This window comes from Neobacillus sp. BP17, assembly GCF_059579525.1.
On sequence record NZ_CM184198.1, the window covers coordinates 5,197,401 to 5,214,566 of the forward strand.

Below are 17,166 nucleotides of genomic sequence, written 5' to 3' on the forward strand. Positions count from 1 at the left end.
TTCTGATGGCGTAACTGCCTTATCTGACAGCGCTATCAACAGCATTCAAAAAAAAGTATACTATTTGTAATCCAAGTCAAAAATTATGGTATTAACCCAAATCCCTCATTTCTCAACAAGTGTTGATGGAATTACAAAACATCAAAGTAACTTTAAAGTCATGTAAGTTATCACCTTACAAACGTAATTATTGCACCTTACTTTAATAATGTCAACAATTAATCACTAAAGCAATAAAGTTAATTATAAATAACTTACATTTTTGTCATCTGTATAACTATTGTAATTTTTGTGTTGTAACGTTACAATACAATTACAAGTAATGACAAATTATTATTAAGATATAGATTAAGGGAGAACAAAGAAATGGAAAAAAAAGTGACTATGCAGGATATAGCGGATCGGTTAAATATCTCGAAAAACTCCGTTTCCCAGGCATTATCTGGAAAGCCGGGAGTTAGTGAAGATACCCGCAGGCTTGTACAAACTACTGCAGATGAATTAGGTTATTCCTATTCTAATAGTAGGAATCAAAAGCAAGTTGAAAAAAAGACACTAAAAAACATCGCTCTAATTGCTTCTGATTATGCATTTTCACTTAAAAGCTTTTTTGGTGAAATTTACTTAAGTGTTGAAAAAGAGCTTAGAGCTCGGGGGATGAATTTGTTTATTGAATCGATTGATAGCGAAACCAAAAATAATTTAACGCTGCCTTCCTTATTAATAAATCACGAAATCGATGGCATTTTAATCCTATCTCATATCAGTACGGACTATATTTCTACGATAATAAATACGGGGATCCCTACGGTTTTAATTGATCATCATGAACCGCACCTAGAAGCGGATTCGATCCTGACAAATAATCGGTTCGGAGCCTACACTGCTGTGGAACATTTAATTCAATTAGGTCATCGTGAAATAGCGTTTGTAGGTAATGTGGACATTTCTCCTAGCTATCAAGAACGATTAGAAGGATACCTGCTAGCTTTAAAAAGATACGGGATAAGCCCTAATGAAGATTTCATATTAACCAACACACAGGAAAATCAGCATGATATCAATTTATTTCTTAACGGCCTTCAAGCCATGCCTTCAGCATGGTTTTGTGTGAATGACGGCAAAGGTTTCCTAGTTACATCCATATTGCAGCAAAGAGGTTTCAAAGTACCGGAAGATGCATCAGTATGCAGCTTTGATAATGGGCAATTGTCACAAATCGCAACCCCTACGATCACAACGATGGATATCGATTTAAATTATTACGGTAAAAAGGCAGTCGAACAACTTTGTTGGAGAATGGAAAACAAAGAAGAACCGTTTCAGGAAATCCTATTACCAACCAAGTTAATCATAAGAGAGTCCACTGCTAAGAAAAAACAATAATCATCTGAGTGAATTTATAAACAAATACAACCCCGCTGCCACTTTTTTTAGTGATAGCGGGGTTGTTATTTTGAAAGGATAATATTTCTAGATTATTTGCATTACTTTTTAAATAACCAGCCTTTTTTGTAAAACCAAAAAATCATTACTATGACTATTATCACCATAACCCCGAGCGTAATAAAATAGCCGTATTTCCAATGTAACTCTGGCATATGGTCAAAATTCATTCCGTACACGCCCACAATAAATGTAAGTGGCATAAAGATGGTTGTGATCACGGTAAGTGTCATCATAATGGAGTTCATTCGGTTGGATTGAACGGACATGTAATTCTCCCTCATATCAGAAGTAACGTCTTGATTAGAAGCAACCATATCTGTTAACTTCATCAAGTGATCATAGATATCGGAAAAATAATGGTGAATTTGCTTTGTTTCCTGAATCCGCTTCGAGTTTATCATCCGGTATAACAAATCTCTCATCGGAATGATCGTTTTCCGCAAACGAATCAAATCTCTGCGAATCTCATAAACCTCTTCGATGATTTTTTTGCTGCTTGCTTCCTTCTCTTCATATTCATTTAGCTTGTCCTCAATTTGATGCAAAATCGGAAAATAGCAATCTACTAATTCATCTATAATGCTATGAAGAATATATAACGGGCCAGCCATTTCCATTTTATTACTTGATGATAATTTTTGCTTAACCACATCTATCGCCTCTTCCTTTTCCTTATGAAAAGAAACGACATAGTTTTCTCCCACAAAAACATCTATCTCCTCGCACCTTATTGTTTTACTTAATGAATGTAAAACAAAGAATAGGACTCCATCATAATAATTCATATTGGGGCGCTGGATAAAATGCAGACAATCTTCAATCGCCAAGGGATGAAAGTGGAAAAATTTACTTAACAACTTAGTTTCCTCTTCAGTTGGTTCCTCAAAATCCACCCAATAAAATTTGAATCGATCGGACCTTAATTCCTCCAACTTAACATCTTTTATTAACTGGTTATCTTGTGTAATCGCATAGGTAAAAATCATTCATAAACCTCACTTTATTGATTTCAGCCTTTCCAAATTGCACTTCTCTCTTTTTAACGGTCTATTTAAAAGATATTACCATAAATGTGTTAACGTTACTTACACATAAAAAATGAGCTTGGAAAATGTATCTCCCAGCTCATTTATTTCACTGACTAATTGTATTATATTTTCATTTCACTATTTTCGAGGCAAAATCTGCATGATAATCACGGAAGGTCGGGTTTTCTCCACAGACCATCAAGCCTTGCCCCCAGTTTACGTGTACATCGGCAGTCGGTTTATCCGACGGGTCCCGATATTGGAATAATACGTTTCTCCGCGGCCGGTCACTCCGATTACTATCCGATCCGTGGATCGTTAAATAATTAAAAAACAGAACGTCACCTGCATCGGCAGGGCACGGGGTCCCTATGGAAATCGGATATTCCTTATGATTTAAGTAGTGACGGCCTACATGAGAAACGGGACCTTCTTGATGAGATTTTGGAATGACCCTCAGGCATCCGTTTTCCAAGTCTGCATCATCAAGATGAACACTAGCAGCCAACATAGTATGACTTTCGTGAGGAAAATAAGGATGATCCTGATGCATGGGAAAAGCCGCTCCCTTTTCAGGTGGCTTAACCAGCATTTTGGAGTGATGTAACTGCACATTCGGTCCAATCAGCTTTTGCAAAATTGACACCATATTGGGATGGATTACCGCTCTAGAAAAGGATGCATCATGATAATGAACATCATGAAATCCTTTTAACACCAGTTTTTTTAACTCGTTCGCTGGGATGTACTCCCCTTGCCATGCATGATTTCGATCATGTTTTGTATTGGCTGCACGTTGAATAATCCGTTCTACTGCGGTTTTCATTCTCTCTACTTCCTCTTTTGAAAAAACCCCTTTAACAAGCAAGTATCCATTTTCTTGGTAAAATTCCACTTCCTTTAAAGTAATCATTCCATTTCCTCCTTTAAGGTTGATCATATAATTGTTATAATTTTAAGAAAATAATGGGTTTCTGTCTTTATCCAAATAGGCTGTTTTTTTGTCTTTTGAAGACATCGGAGGGATGTTTTTGATCGTTCAATCATGTAAACACAGTGAAGGAAGTTTAAATCAATATGCCCTGGGGCCGCTTGGAGAAGAAATTGCCTTTAAGGTGAATTACTGGGGGGTAAACCCAAAGCATTTCAACAATCCCGTACATAGGCATTCCTTTTTTGAAGTGTGTTATGTACTAAGTGGAGAAGGACTTTATAAAGACTTGGATGACCAATTTCAGTTAAAGAAAGGGACATTATTTTTATCCCGTCCGAACATTCATCACCAAATTCTAAGTGAAACAGGACTGTTTCTTGTATTTGTCGCATTTGAGATTTTACATGAAAAATCAATGGATGAGGCCAGTCACAGGTTTAATCAACTGGCGAGAACCAATAGGATTTGTATCAGTGAGGCAGATGATTCTCCAACGGCCTTAATCTGGAGGGCATTAGTAGATTATACGTCAAACGGGAGTTGCGACGATTTCAATTTAATTACTAGTATGGCACACACACTCATACTGTCCTTTCACTCTATGTTTTCCGAAGCAAATAAGCGAAGCCGCAGTCCTGAAAAAATCTTTTCGAATAGTTCTCCTACACACTTGTATCAAGCAAAATTGTTTATCCGCGATAATTTATCAGAACCCTTGAAGCTAGAGGATGTCGCCGACTATCTTCACATTTCTAGTCGTCATTTATCGAGGCTCTTTTCTAATGAATTGCGTGAAAGTTTCTCCCATTATATTCGCAAGGAAAGGGTACGAGAAGCGGCTCGCCTGCTTGAATTGACAAGCATTCCAATTAAAGAAATCGCTGATGTTACCGGCTTTGGATCCGTGCATTACTTTACACGCGTATTTACTACGATGATGAACTCTTCACCTGCTAGGTATCGAAATGATTACTTGAAAAAGAGAAAAGACTGAAATCAATTGAATTGATTTCAGTCTTTTCTAGATATGTAAATAAGAATAAGGAAAATTTTCAACTGTTCTTCACTAATTGTTTAGGTGTGATTCCCCCAAATTTTTTAAATTCATTAATGATATGTGCTTGATCATAATATCCACCTAGTGTAATAACATCCCATAAAGAATGACTTTCGTATAATAACATTGATAAAGAATACTGATATCTTGTTATTTGACTAATTAACTTTGGTGAAAGCCCGACATGCTCTTCAAATTGCTTTCGTAAGTATCTGGAAGAGTAGCCTATATCTTCTGCTAGACTATTAATATTAATATTTCCTTTTGAAGAATAAATTTTATTGATCGCATAACTAATAATTCTTTGTGATGAACTATTTGTATGAAGCTTATTGCCAATCAATTCTTTATATAATTTAATTCTCCTATAAAAGTATTTTTCATTTACTAATAGATCTATTGTATGAGCATCTAATTTAAGTAAGTCAACTAAGTGGATCTCTCTTTCGGTAATTTCTTTCATGGAATAATTGAAATCCCTTACATCTTGATTAGGTATAAATCGGATCCCAAAATATTCATATCCGGCTTGAAGAATAGTAGGTGTTTTTTGGAGTCGGCTTCCATATACAATTGCACGAGGGGAACTGTCATTACACCAAAACAAGATGTCAATACAACCATCTGGTTCAATCGAAATAGACTTGTTTAAATCTTTTTTCAATTGAAATTGATAAAACAGTATAGTAGTTTGGCTTTTTATATCTATATCTTTTTTTTCGAGATAATAATCCGCGTTTTTTTCTAATTCTGGCTGAATTGGTATAAAATAATTGTTACTTAACTGTAAACTCATTACAGATCCCCTTCTGCTTCTTCCCTTTTTCGACACCCTCAGATTTTATTTATTCTTCTTACTATCTTTACAAATTAAATACTACTTCCAACAAATTCTCTCGCTCTCGAATAATGTTTCAGCTTTTCTTTATCAATTTCCATGCCGAACCCTGGGCCGTTCGGAATTTTCAATTCAAAATTCTCATATCCAATTTGGTTTACTGTGACATTGTCTTTAAATAGCAGGGGACCAAATAGTTCTGTACCGAATGTTATTTCAGGGATCGTTGAATAAAGCTGGGCACAAATGGCCGTTCCTAATGATGACTCGATCATTGTTCCACCATACATCGGAATGCCAGCTGCTTCGGCAATGGCCGCTACTTTCTTGGTTGCCGTTAGTCCTCCTGCTTTTGGAACTTTTAGAGCGAATATATCTGCTGCTCTATGCTTTGCAATTTGATAAGCCTCTTGAATTGTTCCAAGTGATTCATCAGCCATTATAGGTACTTTAAATCGCGAGGATAATTTTGACATTCCTTCATTATTCCAACGAACTAAAGGTTGCTCAATTAAGTCCACTCCGCCATTTTCTAATGCTTCAATACAATAGAGAGACGTTACTTCATCCCAGGCTTGATTGACATCCACACGAACACTCGCTGCATCGCCAACTGCTTCTTTAATTTTGATGACGTGTGCTACGTTTTTCTTTGGATCGCCTTTACCAATTTTCAATTTAAAAATATTATGCCTTTTGGTTTCTAAGCAATTCTGCGCCTCTTCAATATCCCTTGCTGTGTCTCCGCTCGCTAATGTCCAAGCAACCGGTAATGAAGTATGACACTGTCCCCCGAATAACTGATAACTTGGAATATCCATGGATTTAGCGACTAAATCGACCATCGCTGATTCAACCAATGCTTTTGCAAAGTAATTCCCCTTCACATGTATACCAATCTGGTGGGATATGGCATCAAAGTTTATCGGGTTCATTCCAAGGATTAAAGGCTTCATATACTTATCAATATTCACTTTAATGGCCTCTGGGCTTTCCTCCGAGTAAGAGGCGCCGCCAATGGTGGCAACCTCCCCCCAACCTTCTATTCCATCCTCACTTGTCATACAGGCCATCACAATCGTCTGCGTGACAATCGTATGCATCGCCAAATGATGGGGTCTGATGGTTGGTAAGTCCACTATGTACACATCTAAAGAATGTATTTTCATTTCCTTTCCTCCTTTATTGGTTTTGATAGAAAAAGTCCGCTTCCGTCTTTTCTCTTACTTCTTCAATCGTTACACCGGGCATTAATTCGATTAATTTTAATTTGCCTGCATTTACTTCAAAGACAGCTAACTCTGTAATGATCATGTCCACACTTCTTGTAGATGTAATGGGATAGTGACATTTTTTTAATAACTTACTTCGCCCGTCTTTTGATGTATGTGTCGTCGTTACAATCACTTTCTTTGCCCCCACTAGTAAATCCATTGCACCGCCTACACCCATAATGTTCTTACCAGGAACTGCCCAATTGGCAATTAGTCCTGACTGATCTACCTGTAACACACCAAGGATCGCAACATCAACATGACCGCCACGAATCATCGCAAACGATTCCACACTATTAAAGAAAGAGGCACCGATTGTTTCCCCTACTGGCAGCTTTCCTGCATTGACTAAGTTAGGGTCAATTTGTGCTTCATCCACATCAGTAACACCTAACAAGCCATTTTCTGTATGAAAATAGACATTTCCATCTTCAATGTATTTCGCCACTAACGTAGGAATTCCAATCCCTAAATTTACAATACAAGGACCTGTAAGTTCTTTCGCTGCCCGTTTGGCAATGATCTCTTGAATTTGATGAGATTCACTCATAATCAATCACACCTTCCTTGGTCAGGATTTTTTTCGCGATAATCAGGCCATCGACGAATAAATGAGGTGTGACAATCGCTTCTGGAGACAGTTCTCCAACTTCTACAATCTCATCAACTTCTGCAATGACCACATCGGCTGCTGTTGCCATCAGTGGATTGAAATTGCGAGCTGTCTTGTAATAGATGAGATTGCCAAATGTATCAGCTTTCCAGGCCCTGACCAACGCTACATCTGCTCGTAAACCTGGTTCAAATATATATTTTTCTCCATTCAATTCTCTTTCTTCTTTCCCTTTTGCTAGTGCTGTTCCAACACCTGTTTTCGTATAATACCCGCCTATACCGGCACCGCCCGCTCTAATAGATTCGGATAAGGTACCTTGGGGTAATAGCTCTAATTCTATTTCCCCTCTTTGGTAAAAGTCCCCTACCTCGCGATTGCTCGTAAAATAGGATCCTATCGCTTTTTTGATTTTCTTTTGTCTTAGGAGTTCTCCTAATCCTTTACCAGCCTCACCTAAGTTATTGCTGATCACTGTTAGGTCAGTTACTTGTTTTATTGTTAACCCTTCAATTAAGGTAAGGGGGGCACCGATTAATCCAAACCCGCCAACCATTAACGTATGACCATTTTTTACACAAGATAAAGCTGTTTCTATATCCTGATGTATTTTTGTCATTTTTTCACCGCCCATCTCATTCTAGATTTCTAGTAATGAATCACTTGCTTCAAACCAAGCAGGGATACCCGCCGTTAATAAACAAATAAATCCCACATCAGCTAATTGTCCTTCCGATGCTCCGTTTGCTCTTGCCGCGATCATCCATTCAGCTGCATGTTTCCCTTTTAATTCTGTAATGAAATTTCCAGCCATTAGAATATGTTTCAGCGTTTTTGAAACCGCCGAATCACTTAGAATATATTCTTTCAGTATTTCTTCCTCTCCTGACTGAACATGCTTGATCACCTTAGTGACAAAGGACGTATTTTCCTCACCTAATAATTCACACATATGAAGAAGAATCTTTTCTGTTGTTTCTTCACTTTCACGTAGTGCCTGAAATTCAATACCTTTTAAAGTAAGTGCATATTCTAAAGACTTTACTCCTATTTTTAAAGCTTGTGCTCCGGAGTATAAGTAGGGAACGATGAGATATTCAGCTAGCTCTGGTAAAGTTGCGCCGCCATCTATGGCCCCTTTGGTGTGGTACACCATACTTCGTTCATACAATCTCGCCGCATTCATGCCTACTAATAAAAGATCCTTCTCTTTTCTAGTTAAAGCCCCTTCTTTCATGATTTCGCTTCGTAAGCTTGTGTAATGCTCTAGTGCATTGGAATTATAATCATGCATTTTTTGGACCCAGCCAGGCACCACATCATACACTTCTTTAAAATACGCTAAGCCTTGACTCATATCGTGAACACCTCTCAAACTAGATTTCTTCTTTTAAAGACCCTTTAAAAATCCTTTTATGGCTTGATTAATCTCCGGTCTATTCTCAAACACCATAGTGTAGTGATTACAATCCGAGACAATTGTACGGATATGAGCAGTAAATTTCTTCGTATCATCATACGCATCTTCATAAAATAATGGCGGAAATGGACCAATTTCCCCTTTGGCATACACTAATAAAGTCGGGCATGTAATCTTGGAACAAACGTCTTTTGGTTGATAAGAAAAAAAGCTTTCAAAGTCCGCTAGGATTTTGGACTCTGTCGATTTAGACTCCCACATTTGTCCGGTTTCTTGAATTTCATACTCCACTACCTCTTTTAACATTGGAGTCCATTCAACTCCTAATCGGTGATAAATCCCTTTTATTTCTTCCACATAGCTTTCTTTCGAATCATATTTTTTACTTAATCTTCCTAAAGATGGTTTAACAATGTCACGCTGGTGATCAGACATGTTCGCGGCCCCGTCCAATAAAACCAAGCCTTTCACCGAATCCAATTTACTTGCGACAATGGAGGCAATAAATGCACCCATAGAATGGCCGATTAAGATGGGAGATTCTATTTTCTGCTCCGTGATTAAATCAATGATATCCTCTGCATGCTGAAAGATGGACGGTTGTTCATCCAGTTCAGAACTCTTGCCGCGTCCTCTTAAATCAACTGCAATCACTCGATATTCCCCTTTTAGTGCTTCTGCAAAATAGTGCATATTTTTATGTGTTCCTGTTAATCCATGTATCGCAATGATTGTCCCTTTTTTCCCTGGATAATCCGCTATTTGAAAATGATAATGCTTTACTTTTTGTATATACATTTGCATCCATGACACTCCTTGTTTTTCTTATAGCTAATTTTACTTTCGTTTTAATATTGAATGAATCTTCCTCCGACCATCCTTTGTAAAAAAAAGACTGACCATTCACGAGTTTTCGTCGTTTTGATCAATCTTTTCTAAACCATCCTATCTATTTAGGGAAGAGTGTCTTTTGTATTTACGGCCAATTTAGCAATAGATTCTATAATGTTTGTAAACTAGCTTTGTTCAAATGAGGCTTATCTTGAAGTCTCAATTCAAATTCTAAATGGGCGGTATAGAATGGTTTATTTAACCCTCTCTCCATCAGGGCATTAGGATCTTCTTGCTTTTCAAGTTTGGTAATTAAGGTTCCTCTTACCCCTTGTGCTACATCATTATCCAAATATGGATCCCCTTCAAAATAAATTTGGGTCACTAATTTATCTCCATTTTCAGGCTTGAACAGTAAGTGAAGATGTGCAGGTCGATACGAATGATGATCAATCAACTTTAAGAAATAGCCAGTAGGACCATCGGCTGGAATCGAATAATTTCCTGGCACAACCGTTTGAACTTCGAAATGACCCTTTTCATCTGTATACAAAACCGCTCTAAGGTTATCCTCTGGAATACCTTCAGCAAAGTGAGAATATTCTCCATTAGCGTCCGCCTGCCATAGATCAATCTTCGTGTTTACTAATGGATTTCCAGCGGTATCCTTGACCGAACCACTAAAGAATAATACGTCCCCCGGCTCCTCTTGTCTTTGTGGAATGACCCCTGGATTTTGAATTTCAGTGGCATTTTTAATATAATAAGGTCCTAAAATCGTAGGCTCCGTTCCCTTTACACTTTTATACATCTCTTGCAGCGCATGCGTTTCAAAAAACACATCCATAAATAACGGGATTTCACCTGATTTTCCTACTTGATCCATCCAATGAACTAGAGCCTGGTAGTCGTCATGATCAAGCTCGTGCTCACTGATTAATTCTTTAAACTTACCTACTAATCCTTGATAAACATCGATAACCTTTTGATTTTTCATGCTTCTTTCCTCCCCTAAGTTTCTTAATTGATAGCGGTTACACTCTTCTGTTCTTATAATCTAGCTATGTCTTAATGATAAAGTGCACGAATTATTATCACAATCTACCAATAGGTTTGAAAATTCATAATATTTAGTATTAATCGTTTGGATTTTCATTTTAGCCTTTATAAATCCCTTTATTTCAGCAAACATCGGCCAATATTTCAAGAATTTTTTTCCTAAAAAACAGAAAACCCTCTCACCAGTTGGGCGAAAGGGCTTTCTGTTTTAAGTCACAAACCTACTTTCGTTTCATTGGGCTGTAACAGTAGCGGAAGAAGTTCCTTTGACTTCTAAAGGAGTATCCTCCGAATCAGGATAACGTTTAAGCATTAGTGTGGCTGTAAACGTAACTATGGCAGTAAAAATAATATAGCCGCTCACCGCATATGCCGTGCCATACTTGTGTAAAAGAAACGTACAAATAAGTGGTGCGATTCCTCCCGCGATGATAGATCCAAGCTGTGTTCCTAGCGATAGTCCGCTATATCGTAACCTAGCAGGGAAGCTTTTCGCAAGAAGCGCACCTTGTGGACCCACCTGCATACTATGAGGAATCATAGCTAAGGCGGTGGCCAGTAAAATAATCATCGGATTGCCTGTATGAATAAGTCCAATGTAAGGGAATGCCCATAAGAAGGTCGCAGTCACCCCAACCAAATACATACGCTTAATGCCAAATCGATCTGACAAATAGCCAAAGAGAGGAATACAAAATACCATTACCACACTTCCGATTGTGTTTCCATTTACTAAAAACTGCTTGTCAATTTTAAATGTTTCCATGCCATAATTGATCATAAGAACAGTGTAGACGTAAAATGGTCCATTTTCAGATAGTCTAATCAGCGCTGCTAAAATAATCTCTCTTGGGTGCTTTTTGAGCACCTCTAGCACAGGCATGCGCGATACTTGTTTTTCCTCTTGCACATTTTGGAAAGAAGGTGTTTCCGTAATCTTTGATCGAATAATTAAACCAACAATCAGCAGTACAACACTGAATAGAAAAGGTATACGCCACCCCCACGTATAAAAGGAGTTACCTGAAATATTCATAATCAGTGACATGACAAAGGAAGATAACAAGAGACCTGCTGCTACACCCATCTGTGGCCAACTCGCCATAAGAGCTTGCCGCTTCTTTTTCCCCCACTCCATTGAAAGAAGAACCGCACCACCCCATTCTCCGCCTACTCCAATACCTTGAATTAATCGTAATAGGATCAGCAAAGTAGGTGCCCACATGCCTATGTTGTCATAGCTTGGTAAAAGCCCCATCGCTAGACTGCTTATTCCCATCAAAAACATGGTAAGAACCAGTGCCGTTTTGCGGCCCACCCGGTCCCCAAAATGTCCGAAAATAGCTGCTCCAATAGGACGTGCTAAGAAGCCAATTGCCAATGCGCCAAATGATTGCAACGTTGCTATATAAGGATCAGAAGCGGGAAAAAATACTTTTGGAAAAATTAATGCTGAGGCAGTTGCATACAAGAAAAAGTCATACCATTCAATCACTGATCCTATCGTTGCAGCAACGGCTGCAATTCTTCCCATTTTTTTATGTTTTACACCTTCAATTTTCATAGACTCACTCCCCTAAAAATTGTCCAAACATAAACGAACAGGAATATATCGCTAACTACATCCTGTTTAAGTGTGTGATATCCTCATAAAGTATTTTTCGAACCTTCAGACACTTCTACATGTATTAAAAACCTTAATAAGTTCCCTCATTCATGATGGCAAAATGATCTTCCTTAGGGGCTGTGATGAACCCTAGATGCTGTAATAAATCAATAAATTTTTGAAGTGTCTCCAATTGATATTGGTCTGTATTCGTTTCATCGAAATGATAAAAACCTTTTTTGGTTTTTAATCCGATATTTCCGCTTCTCATTTTTTCTTCAACAATTTCCGGCGGTGCAAATCGCTCTGACTTTAATGATTCTTTTAGATAGTTACTTGCATGGAAAAGCGTATCGGCTCCTCCCCAGTCAATAAACTCCAATAGACCTAATACTGCAAATCGCAGCCCAAAGCCAACCCTTGATGCTTTATCAATATCTTCAATGGAAGCAACCCCTTCTTCAACAAGCCTGGATGCTTCGTTCATCGCGAGCGCCTGAATCCTTGGAACAATAAATCCTGGGGAAGGTGCACATTTAATAGGAATCTTGCCAATTCCCTCAAGTAGTGTAAACATCTCCTTTAACGAAATATCGCTCGTTTCATTACCTGGACTTACTTCAACTAACGGAATCAAATAAGCAGGATTTAGCCAATGTGTGTTCATAAATCGATCTTTGTGCAAAACAAATTCAGCTAGATCATTTATAGAAAAGGAAGAGGTGGTCGAAGCAATCAGTGCGTCTTTCTGTAAAAATGGACAGATACGACTGTACACTTCTTTTTTTAAGGCGAGAATTTCTGGCACAGCTTCAAACACGATTTCTGCATCTTTCCATATGTCATCCTGATCATCAATCTGACGAACTTCTATTCTATCGACAATATGATCGATCCTTTCAAATGGAAAAACGTTAGACCGTGCTAGAATCTCTAGCTGACTCCTGATTTCAGTTAAGGCCGATGATTGTAATTGGTTGAATTCTTCCCTCTTCCGATTTTTAATATCCATAAGTGTTACTGGAAACCCCTGATAGGCAAAGGTTAAAGCGATCCCTCTGCCCATTCGGCCGGCACCAGCAATGAAAATGGTCTTTTTAGCTGATTTCATATTGGAGTAATCCTTTCTTCAACATCTCTTTCAACTCGGCTTTGGTTTTCGAGGCAAGCTGAAGATTCTCCAACGTTCTTCCGGTTGCACGCAGGTCTTCACCCACTACAGCGGAAGCGATGGCCAGCAGCCCTTTTGCCGTTGGCACGGGAACATCCAGCCATTCACCGACTGAAACAAGAAAGGCAAGACCGCACGCAACATCCTCTCTCATGTAACGGTGCGTTTTTAACTCTAATGGCTCAAACCAATCCTCTCCATCCACTAGTTTTTCATGTGCCCCGTTCCCATACATCCATTCTTCCCCTTCAGGATTATAATGATCATCCAGCGGAAAATGTGGCGCTGTGTATCCTAATGCCTCACGGATCCTAATTCTTTCATGATCCAGTGCTTTATGGACATTTCTGACAGAAGTCTGTGTTCCTTCATTGTGAATATCCCACTTGTCGAAATGCTCAATTGGACCCGCGTTCATTAAAATAAGCGGAGGATGAATGATTGGACCAGCATTCATTAATGCTCCGTCCAATGCATCTTGAATGGGTTCGATGGATGGAAATGCTTTTCTTAACACTTCAAATGCATGCTCAGATTGTTCACTAGGAAACACACCTGTCGGAAGCCGTGTCGCCCTTCCAGAAATAGAAACCGTTTGTTCATCGTATTTTCTTGCTAAATAAGGTAGAGTTCCTGTTTCTGCAAAAGCAACTCTCGCCTTGCAGCCTTCATCCACTAGAACCTTCGACATTAAATAGCTTCCAAACGTGCCAGGCGGCAAGAATATCACCTGTCCATCTTCAAGCACAGGTGCTAGTTGTTTGGCTAACGATTGCTGCGTAACCGCTGGCAATGGAATCACAATTAATTCGGCTCCATTAACCACCTCCTTCAAATCAGTGCTTGCTAGCTTTATAGAAACAGTTCGTGATCCGTTATGGTCCTTTACATGGATGGACTGGTTATCGAGAACTGCTTGAAATGCCTCCTTGTCTCTTCTCCATAGTCTTACATGATGACCATTTTCCGTTAAATCGACTGCTGCTGCATATGCTCCATTTCCTCCACCAATTACCGCAATTTCCATTCCCTTTTCCTCCTACTCGTCATTTGGAATACTGTCTTCTGTATACAAGCTAGTACCATTTTCAAGCCCTCATCATAAAGAACTTCCTTATCTCCTAACCCCTTTAAAAAATATCATTTAACAGCATGGAAATAACGCTGATTCTCTCTCAAGGCCTGTACCCATTCTTCTGACTTTTCATAGCAATCTCCTATTTGTAGAACTCTTTTGTCTGAAAAAGGTTTTCCTATCAGCTGGAGACCGACTGGAAGAGTATCTGTCGTAAAGCCGCAGGGAACAGAAAGCGCCGGAAATCCGAGAATGTTGGCAAGTGGTGTTTTTCCAAGCGTAAACATATTGCTGATCGCCTGTTCTGGAACCATCGTGCCGATCTCAAACGGCTGCCGAACATTGGTAGGACCAACTAAAGCATCCAAATCTTTCATTTGATGAAGAGTTTCAGTGATAAACTGTCTTCTTATTCGTTGAGCATTTATATAATCGGTTGCGGAAATACTACGGCCAAATTGAAATCGATATTTCAAATCATCCCCATATAAATCTCCAAATCTCTTTACTAACGGTTCATGAAAGGAAACCACTTCTGCTTGCGCAATGGTTTTTAAAGCATCAAGGGCCCTTTCTATCCCAGGAAGGTTGATGGAAACGATTTCTGCCCCCAAATCGATTAATCGCTGAAAAGCCCGCTGAATTACAGTCTTCACCTTTTCATCGATTCCTGAAAACATATAGGGTTCATAAAAGCCTAGCTTAACTCCTTTAAGAGTTTGTAACTCAGGAAAGATAACAGACTCATCCCTTGTAACAGTCGAGGGGTCTTTGGAATCATATCCTCTCATCACTTCCAGCATAATGGCCGTATCGTTTACGGTTCTTGCCATTGGACCTACATGGTCTAATGACCAGCTAAAGGGCAGGCAGCCCTCACGACTAACTAGTCCATACGTCGGCTTAAATCCTACCGTGCCACACATTGCCGCAGGCAGACGGATCGAACCTGCTGTATCTGTACCAACCGCACCGAAAGCCATACCTGTTGCCGTGGCCACAGCTGAACCACCGCTCGACCCGCCTGGTATTCTTGTTAAATCCCATGGATTCTTTACACTTCCATAGTGAGGATTTTCAGTGGTGGCTCCCATCGCAAATTCATGCAAGTTTGCTTTCCCGATGATGATGGCTCCTGCGTCCTTCAGCTTTTGTATAGATGTTGCATCATCTGAAGGTACCCAGTCTTTAAAAACTTTTGACCCGCCAGTTGTTCGCACACCTTTGGTTTGCAATAAATCCTTCACAATAATTGGAATCCCGTGCAGTGGACCACGAAGATGTTTGCTTTGAATTTCTTCTTCTAACTTCACCGCTTGAACCATTGCTTCTTCTTCCATCACCGTAATAAATGCTTGAAGGGCAGGATCATTTTTTTTAATTTGTTCCAGTGTTAATTTAGTCAGTTCTACAGGTGAAATCTTTTTCTTTGCCATTAACGACCCAGCTGCCTCTATCGAAGTGAAAAGCAATTCACTCAATTTTGTTCCTTCTCAAAATCTTCAAGGTTCAAGGTAAAAGCAGGATCTACCATAAACATCTCAGCCTCTTCGAGTTCCAGGATATTCTGTAAATATTCAATTAAAGTCAAGAAGGTCCCCCCTCTCCTCCAGAATGGTATATCTCTTTTATTTGACTGTTTAACGATTGTTTTCTAACAAGAAGAACGGACGCCCGATTGACGCTTCTAGACGGAAGAAGCGATCGAGGCCAGTAGCTCGAAATGAGTGTGTCATATTTGTAACCGTTTGCAAATCAGGGACATTATATAAAAAACATGCATGCCAATTAACCGGTCCAGCGTGCCCGGCTGTTAATATATCTCTGTCAAACGTGCCTAATAATTCCGATCCATTTTCTTTCCACGCCACTAAAACTTCATGAAGTTGCGGCAATATTTCTTTTTCCTTTTGCTCCTGAGTAGTATCAAACCACCCTGTCGACTCGAACGTCATAAAAACTCTTAATGGATTGGGTATTTCAGGTGCACCATGTTTAATTTCTCCCATTACATTCATCTCCTTTAGTATCTGCTTAACGCATGAGTAATCCGCCGTTTATGTCAAAAGTTGAACCCGTAATATAACCAGCCGCATCTGAAGCTAAGTAAGAGACCATGTTTGCCACTTCTTCCGCTTCACCAAAGCGCTTTACTGGAATGCTTTCCCTCATTTTTGCTAACACCGTTGGGTCCATCTTGGCCATTTCTGGTGTTTCAATGGCAGCCGGAGCAACTGTATTTACAGTGATCCCCTGATCAGCTAAAGACCTTGCAAATACTTTGGTTAAAACCAGCTGTCCTGCTTTAGAAGCACAATAATGGGCACCCGATGTCAGCGGACCAGCTTGACCCCCAAAAGAAGAAACATTAATAATACGCCCTTTTTGTTGCTGTTTCATTGGGTTCAGTACAGCTTGAGAGTAGAAAAAGGTCCCACCAAGATTGACTGATAATATAAGGTTCCATTCTTCTTCCGTTACTTCCTCAATCACTGTTTCTTTACGGACACCGGCATTGTTCACCAATATATCAATGCGTCCCCAATTTTCCAGGATTGTTTCCACACTCTTTTTAATCGCATCGACATCTGACACATTCACCGTTAAAAACATCGAATAGGAAGAAGGGTAACACTGCAAAAGATCAGATTCTTTTACTTCGTTTAAGGCCGTTTCATTCACATCAACAAAAACAACCCTTTTTCCTTCTGAAAGGAGCTTTATGGCAATCGCATGACCGAGACCCTGAGCTGCACCCGTAACGATCGCCACTTCTTGCTCTACTACCTTCCTTTGCAAAAGTAATCGACT

At 39.2% G+C, this 17,166-nt stretch carries 17 protein-coding genes; 2 read left to right on the forward strand and 15 right to left on the reverse strand.

The window, feature by feature from the left end:
- Positions 1-366: 366 nt before the first annotated feature.
- Positions 367-1,386 (forward strand): LacI family DNA-binding transcriptional regulator, encoded by a 1,020-nt coding sequence (locus AC4QJR_RS25395; protein WP_496524607.1) that lies wholly within the window; start codon positions 367-369, stop codon positions 1,384-1,386.
- A 101-nt stretch (positions 1,387-1,487) separates the two neighbouring features.
- On the opposite strand, the gene corA is transcribed toward AC4QJR_RS25395, so the two are convergent.
- Together corA and AC4QJR_RS25405 are read right to left on the reverse strand one after the other, a co-directional pair.
- Positions 1,488-2,435: a magnesium/cobalt transporter CorA gene (corA, locus tag AC4QJR_RS25400; RefSeq protein ID WP_496524608.1), complete on the reverse strand. Its 948-nt coding sequence runs from the start codon at positions 2,433-2,435 to the stop codon at positions 1,488-1,490.
- A 172-nt stretch (positions 2,436-2,607) separates the two neighbouring features.
- Entirely contained in the window at positions 2,608-3,390 is a 783-nt protein-coding gene (locus AC4QJR_RS25405; protein WP_496524609.1) for a phytanoyl-CoA dioxygenase family protein, read from the reverse strand.
- A gap of 118 nt (positions 3,391-3,508) precedes the next feature.
- Here AC4QJR_RS25405 and AC4QJR_RS25410 point away from each other — a divergent pair, with 118 nt between their 5' ends.
- The gene (locus tag AC4QJR_RS25410; RefSeq protein ID WP_496524610.1) at positions 3,509-4,405 is read left to right on the forward strand and encodes a helix-turn-helix domain-containing protein; all 897 of its coding nucleotides are present in this window, start codon (positions 3,509-3,511) and stop codon (positions 4,403-4,405) included.
- A gap of 58 nt (positions 4,406-4,463) precedes the next feature.
- On the opposite strand, the gene AC4QJR_RS25415 is transcribed toward AC4QJR_RS25410, so the two are convergent.
- From AC4QJR_RS25415 to AC4QJR_RS25475, 13 genes are all read right to left on the reverse strand, one after another.
- Complete coding sequence (locus AC4QJR_RS25415) at positions 4,464-5,264, reverse strand: helix-turn-helix domain-containing protein (protein WP_496524611.1); 801 nt, start codon at positions 5,262-5,264, stop codon at positions 4,464-4,466.
- 74 nt (positions 5,265-5,338) lie between these two features.
- On the reverse strand, positions 5,339-6,475 hold the full coding sequence (locus AC4QJR_RS25420; protein ID WP_496524612.1) for a muconate cycloisomerase family protein: 1,137 nt from the start codon (positions 6,473-6,475) through the stop codon (positions 5,339-5,341).
- 13 nt (positions 6,476-6,488) lie between these two features.
- Positions 6,489-7,130, reverse strand: a complete 642-nt coding sequence (locus tag AC4QJR_RS25425; protein ID WP_496524613.1) for a 3-oxoacid CoA-transferase subunit B — start codon at positions 7,128-7,130, stop codon at positions 6,489-6,491.
- A complete protein-coding gene (locus AC4QJR_RS25430) occupies positions 7,123-7,812 on the reverse strand; it encodes a CoA transferase subunit A (RefSeq protein ID WP_496524614.1) in 690 nt (229 codons plus the stop codon). The genes AC4QJR_RS25425 and AC4QJR_RS25430 overlap by 8 nt, the downstream gene beginning before the upstream one ends.
- Positions 7,813-7,833: 21 nt before the next feature.
- Positions 7,834-8,550, reverse strand: coding sequence for a carboxymuconolactone decarboxylase family protein (locus tag AC4QJR_RS25435; protein ID WP_496524615.1), 717 nt, complete (start codon positions 8,548-8,550; stop codon positions 7,834-7,836).
- A gap of 33 nt (positions 8,551-8,583) precedes the next feature.
- On the reverse strand, positions 8,584-9,417 hold the full coding sequence (locus AC4QJR_RS25440; RefSeq protein ID WP_496524616.1) for an alpha/beta fold hydrolase: 834 nt from the start codon (positions 9,415-9,417) through the stop codon (positions 8,584-8,586).
- 196 nt (positions 9,418-9,613) lie between these two features.
- Positions 9,614-10,441, reverse strand: a complete 828-nt coding sequence (locus tag AC4QJR_RS25445) for a dioxygenase family protein (protein WP_496524617.1) — start codon at positions 10,439-10,441, stop codon at positions 9,614-9,616.
- Between the two features lie 294 nt (positions 10,442-10,735).
- Positions 10,736-12,067 (reverse strand): MFS transporter, encoded by a 1,332-nt coding sequence (locus tag AC4QJR_RS25450; protein ID WP_496524618.1) that lies wholly within the window; start codon positions 12,065-12,067, stop codon positions 10,736-10,738.
- A 133-nt stretch (positions 12,068-12,200) separates the two neighbouring features.
- Positions 12,201-13,220: a 3-hydroxybutyryl-CoA dehydrogenase gene (locus AC4QJR_RS25455; protein WP_496524619.1), complete on the reverse strand. Its 1,020-nt coding sequence runs from the start codon at positions 13,218-13,220 to the stop codon at positions 12,201-12,203.
- Complete coding sequence (locus tag AC4QJR_RS25460; RefSeq protein WP_496524620.1) at positions 13,207-14,307, reverse strand: NAD/NADP octopine/nopaline dehydrogenase family protein; 1,101 nt, start codon at positions 14,305-14,307, stop codon at positions 13,207-13,209. The genes AC4QJR_RS25455 and AC4QJR_RS25460 overlap by 14 nt, the downstream gene beginning before the upstream one ends.
- A 113-nt stretch (positions 14,308-14,420) precedes the next feature.
- Positions 14,421-15,836: an amidase gene (locus tag AC4QJR_RS25465; protein WP_496524621.1), complete on the reverse strand. Its 1,416-nt coding sequence runs from the start codon at positions 15,834-15,836 to the stop codon at positions 14,421-14,423.
- Between the two features lie 159 nt (positions 15,837-15,995).
- Positions 15,996-16,364 carry a hypothetical protein gene (locus AC4QJR_RS25470; protein ID WP_026564165.1) on the reverse strand — a complete coding sequence of 123 codons (369 nt, stop codon included), beginning with the start codon at positions 16,362-16,364 and terminating at the stop codon, positions 15,996-15,998.
- Between the two features lie 25 nt (positions 16,365-16,389).
- Positions 16,390-17,154, reverse strand: coding sequence for an SDR family NAD(P)-dependent oxidoreductase (locus AC4QJR_RS25475; RefSeq protein ID WP_496524622.1), 765 nt, complete (start codon positions 17,152-17,154; stop codon positions 16,390-16,392).
- Between the last annotated feature and the right edge of the window lie 12 nt (positions 17,155-17,166).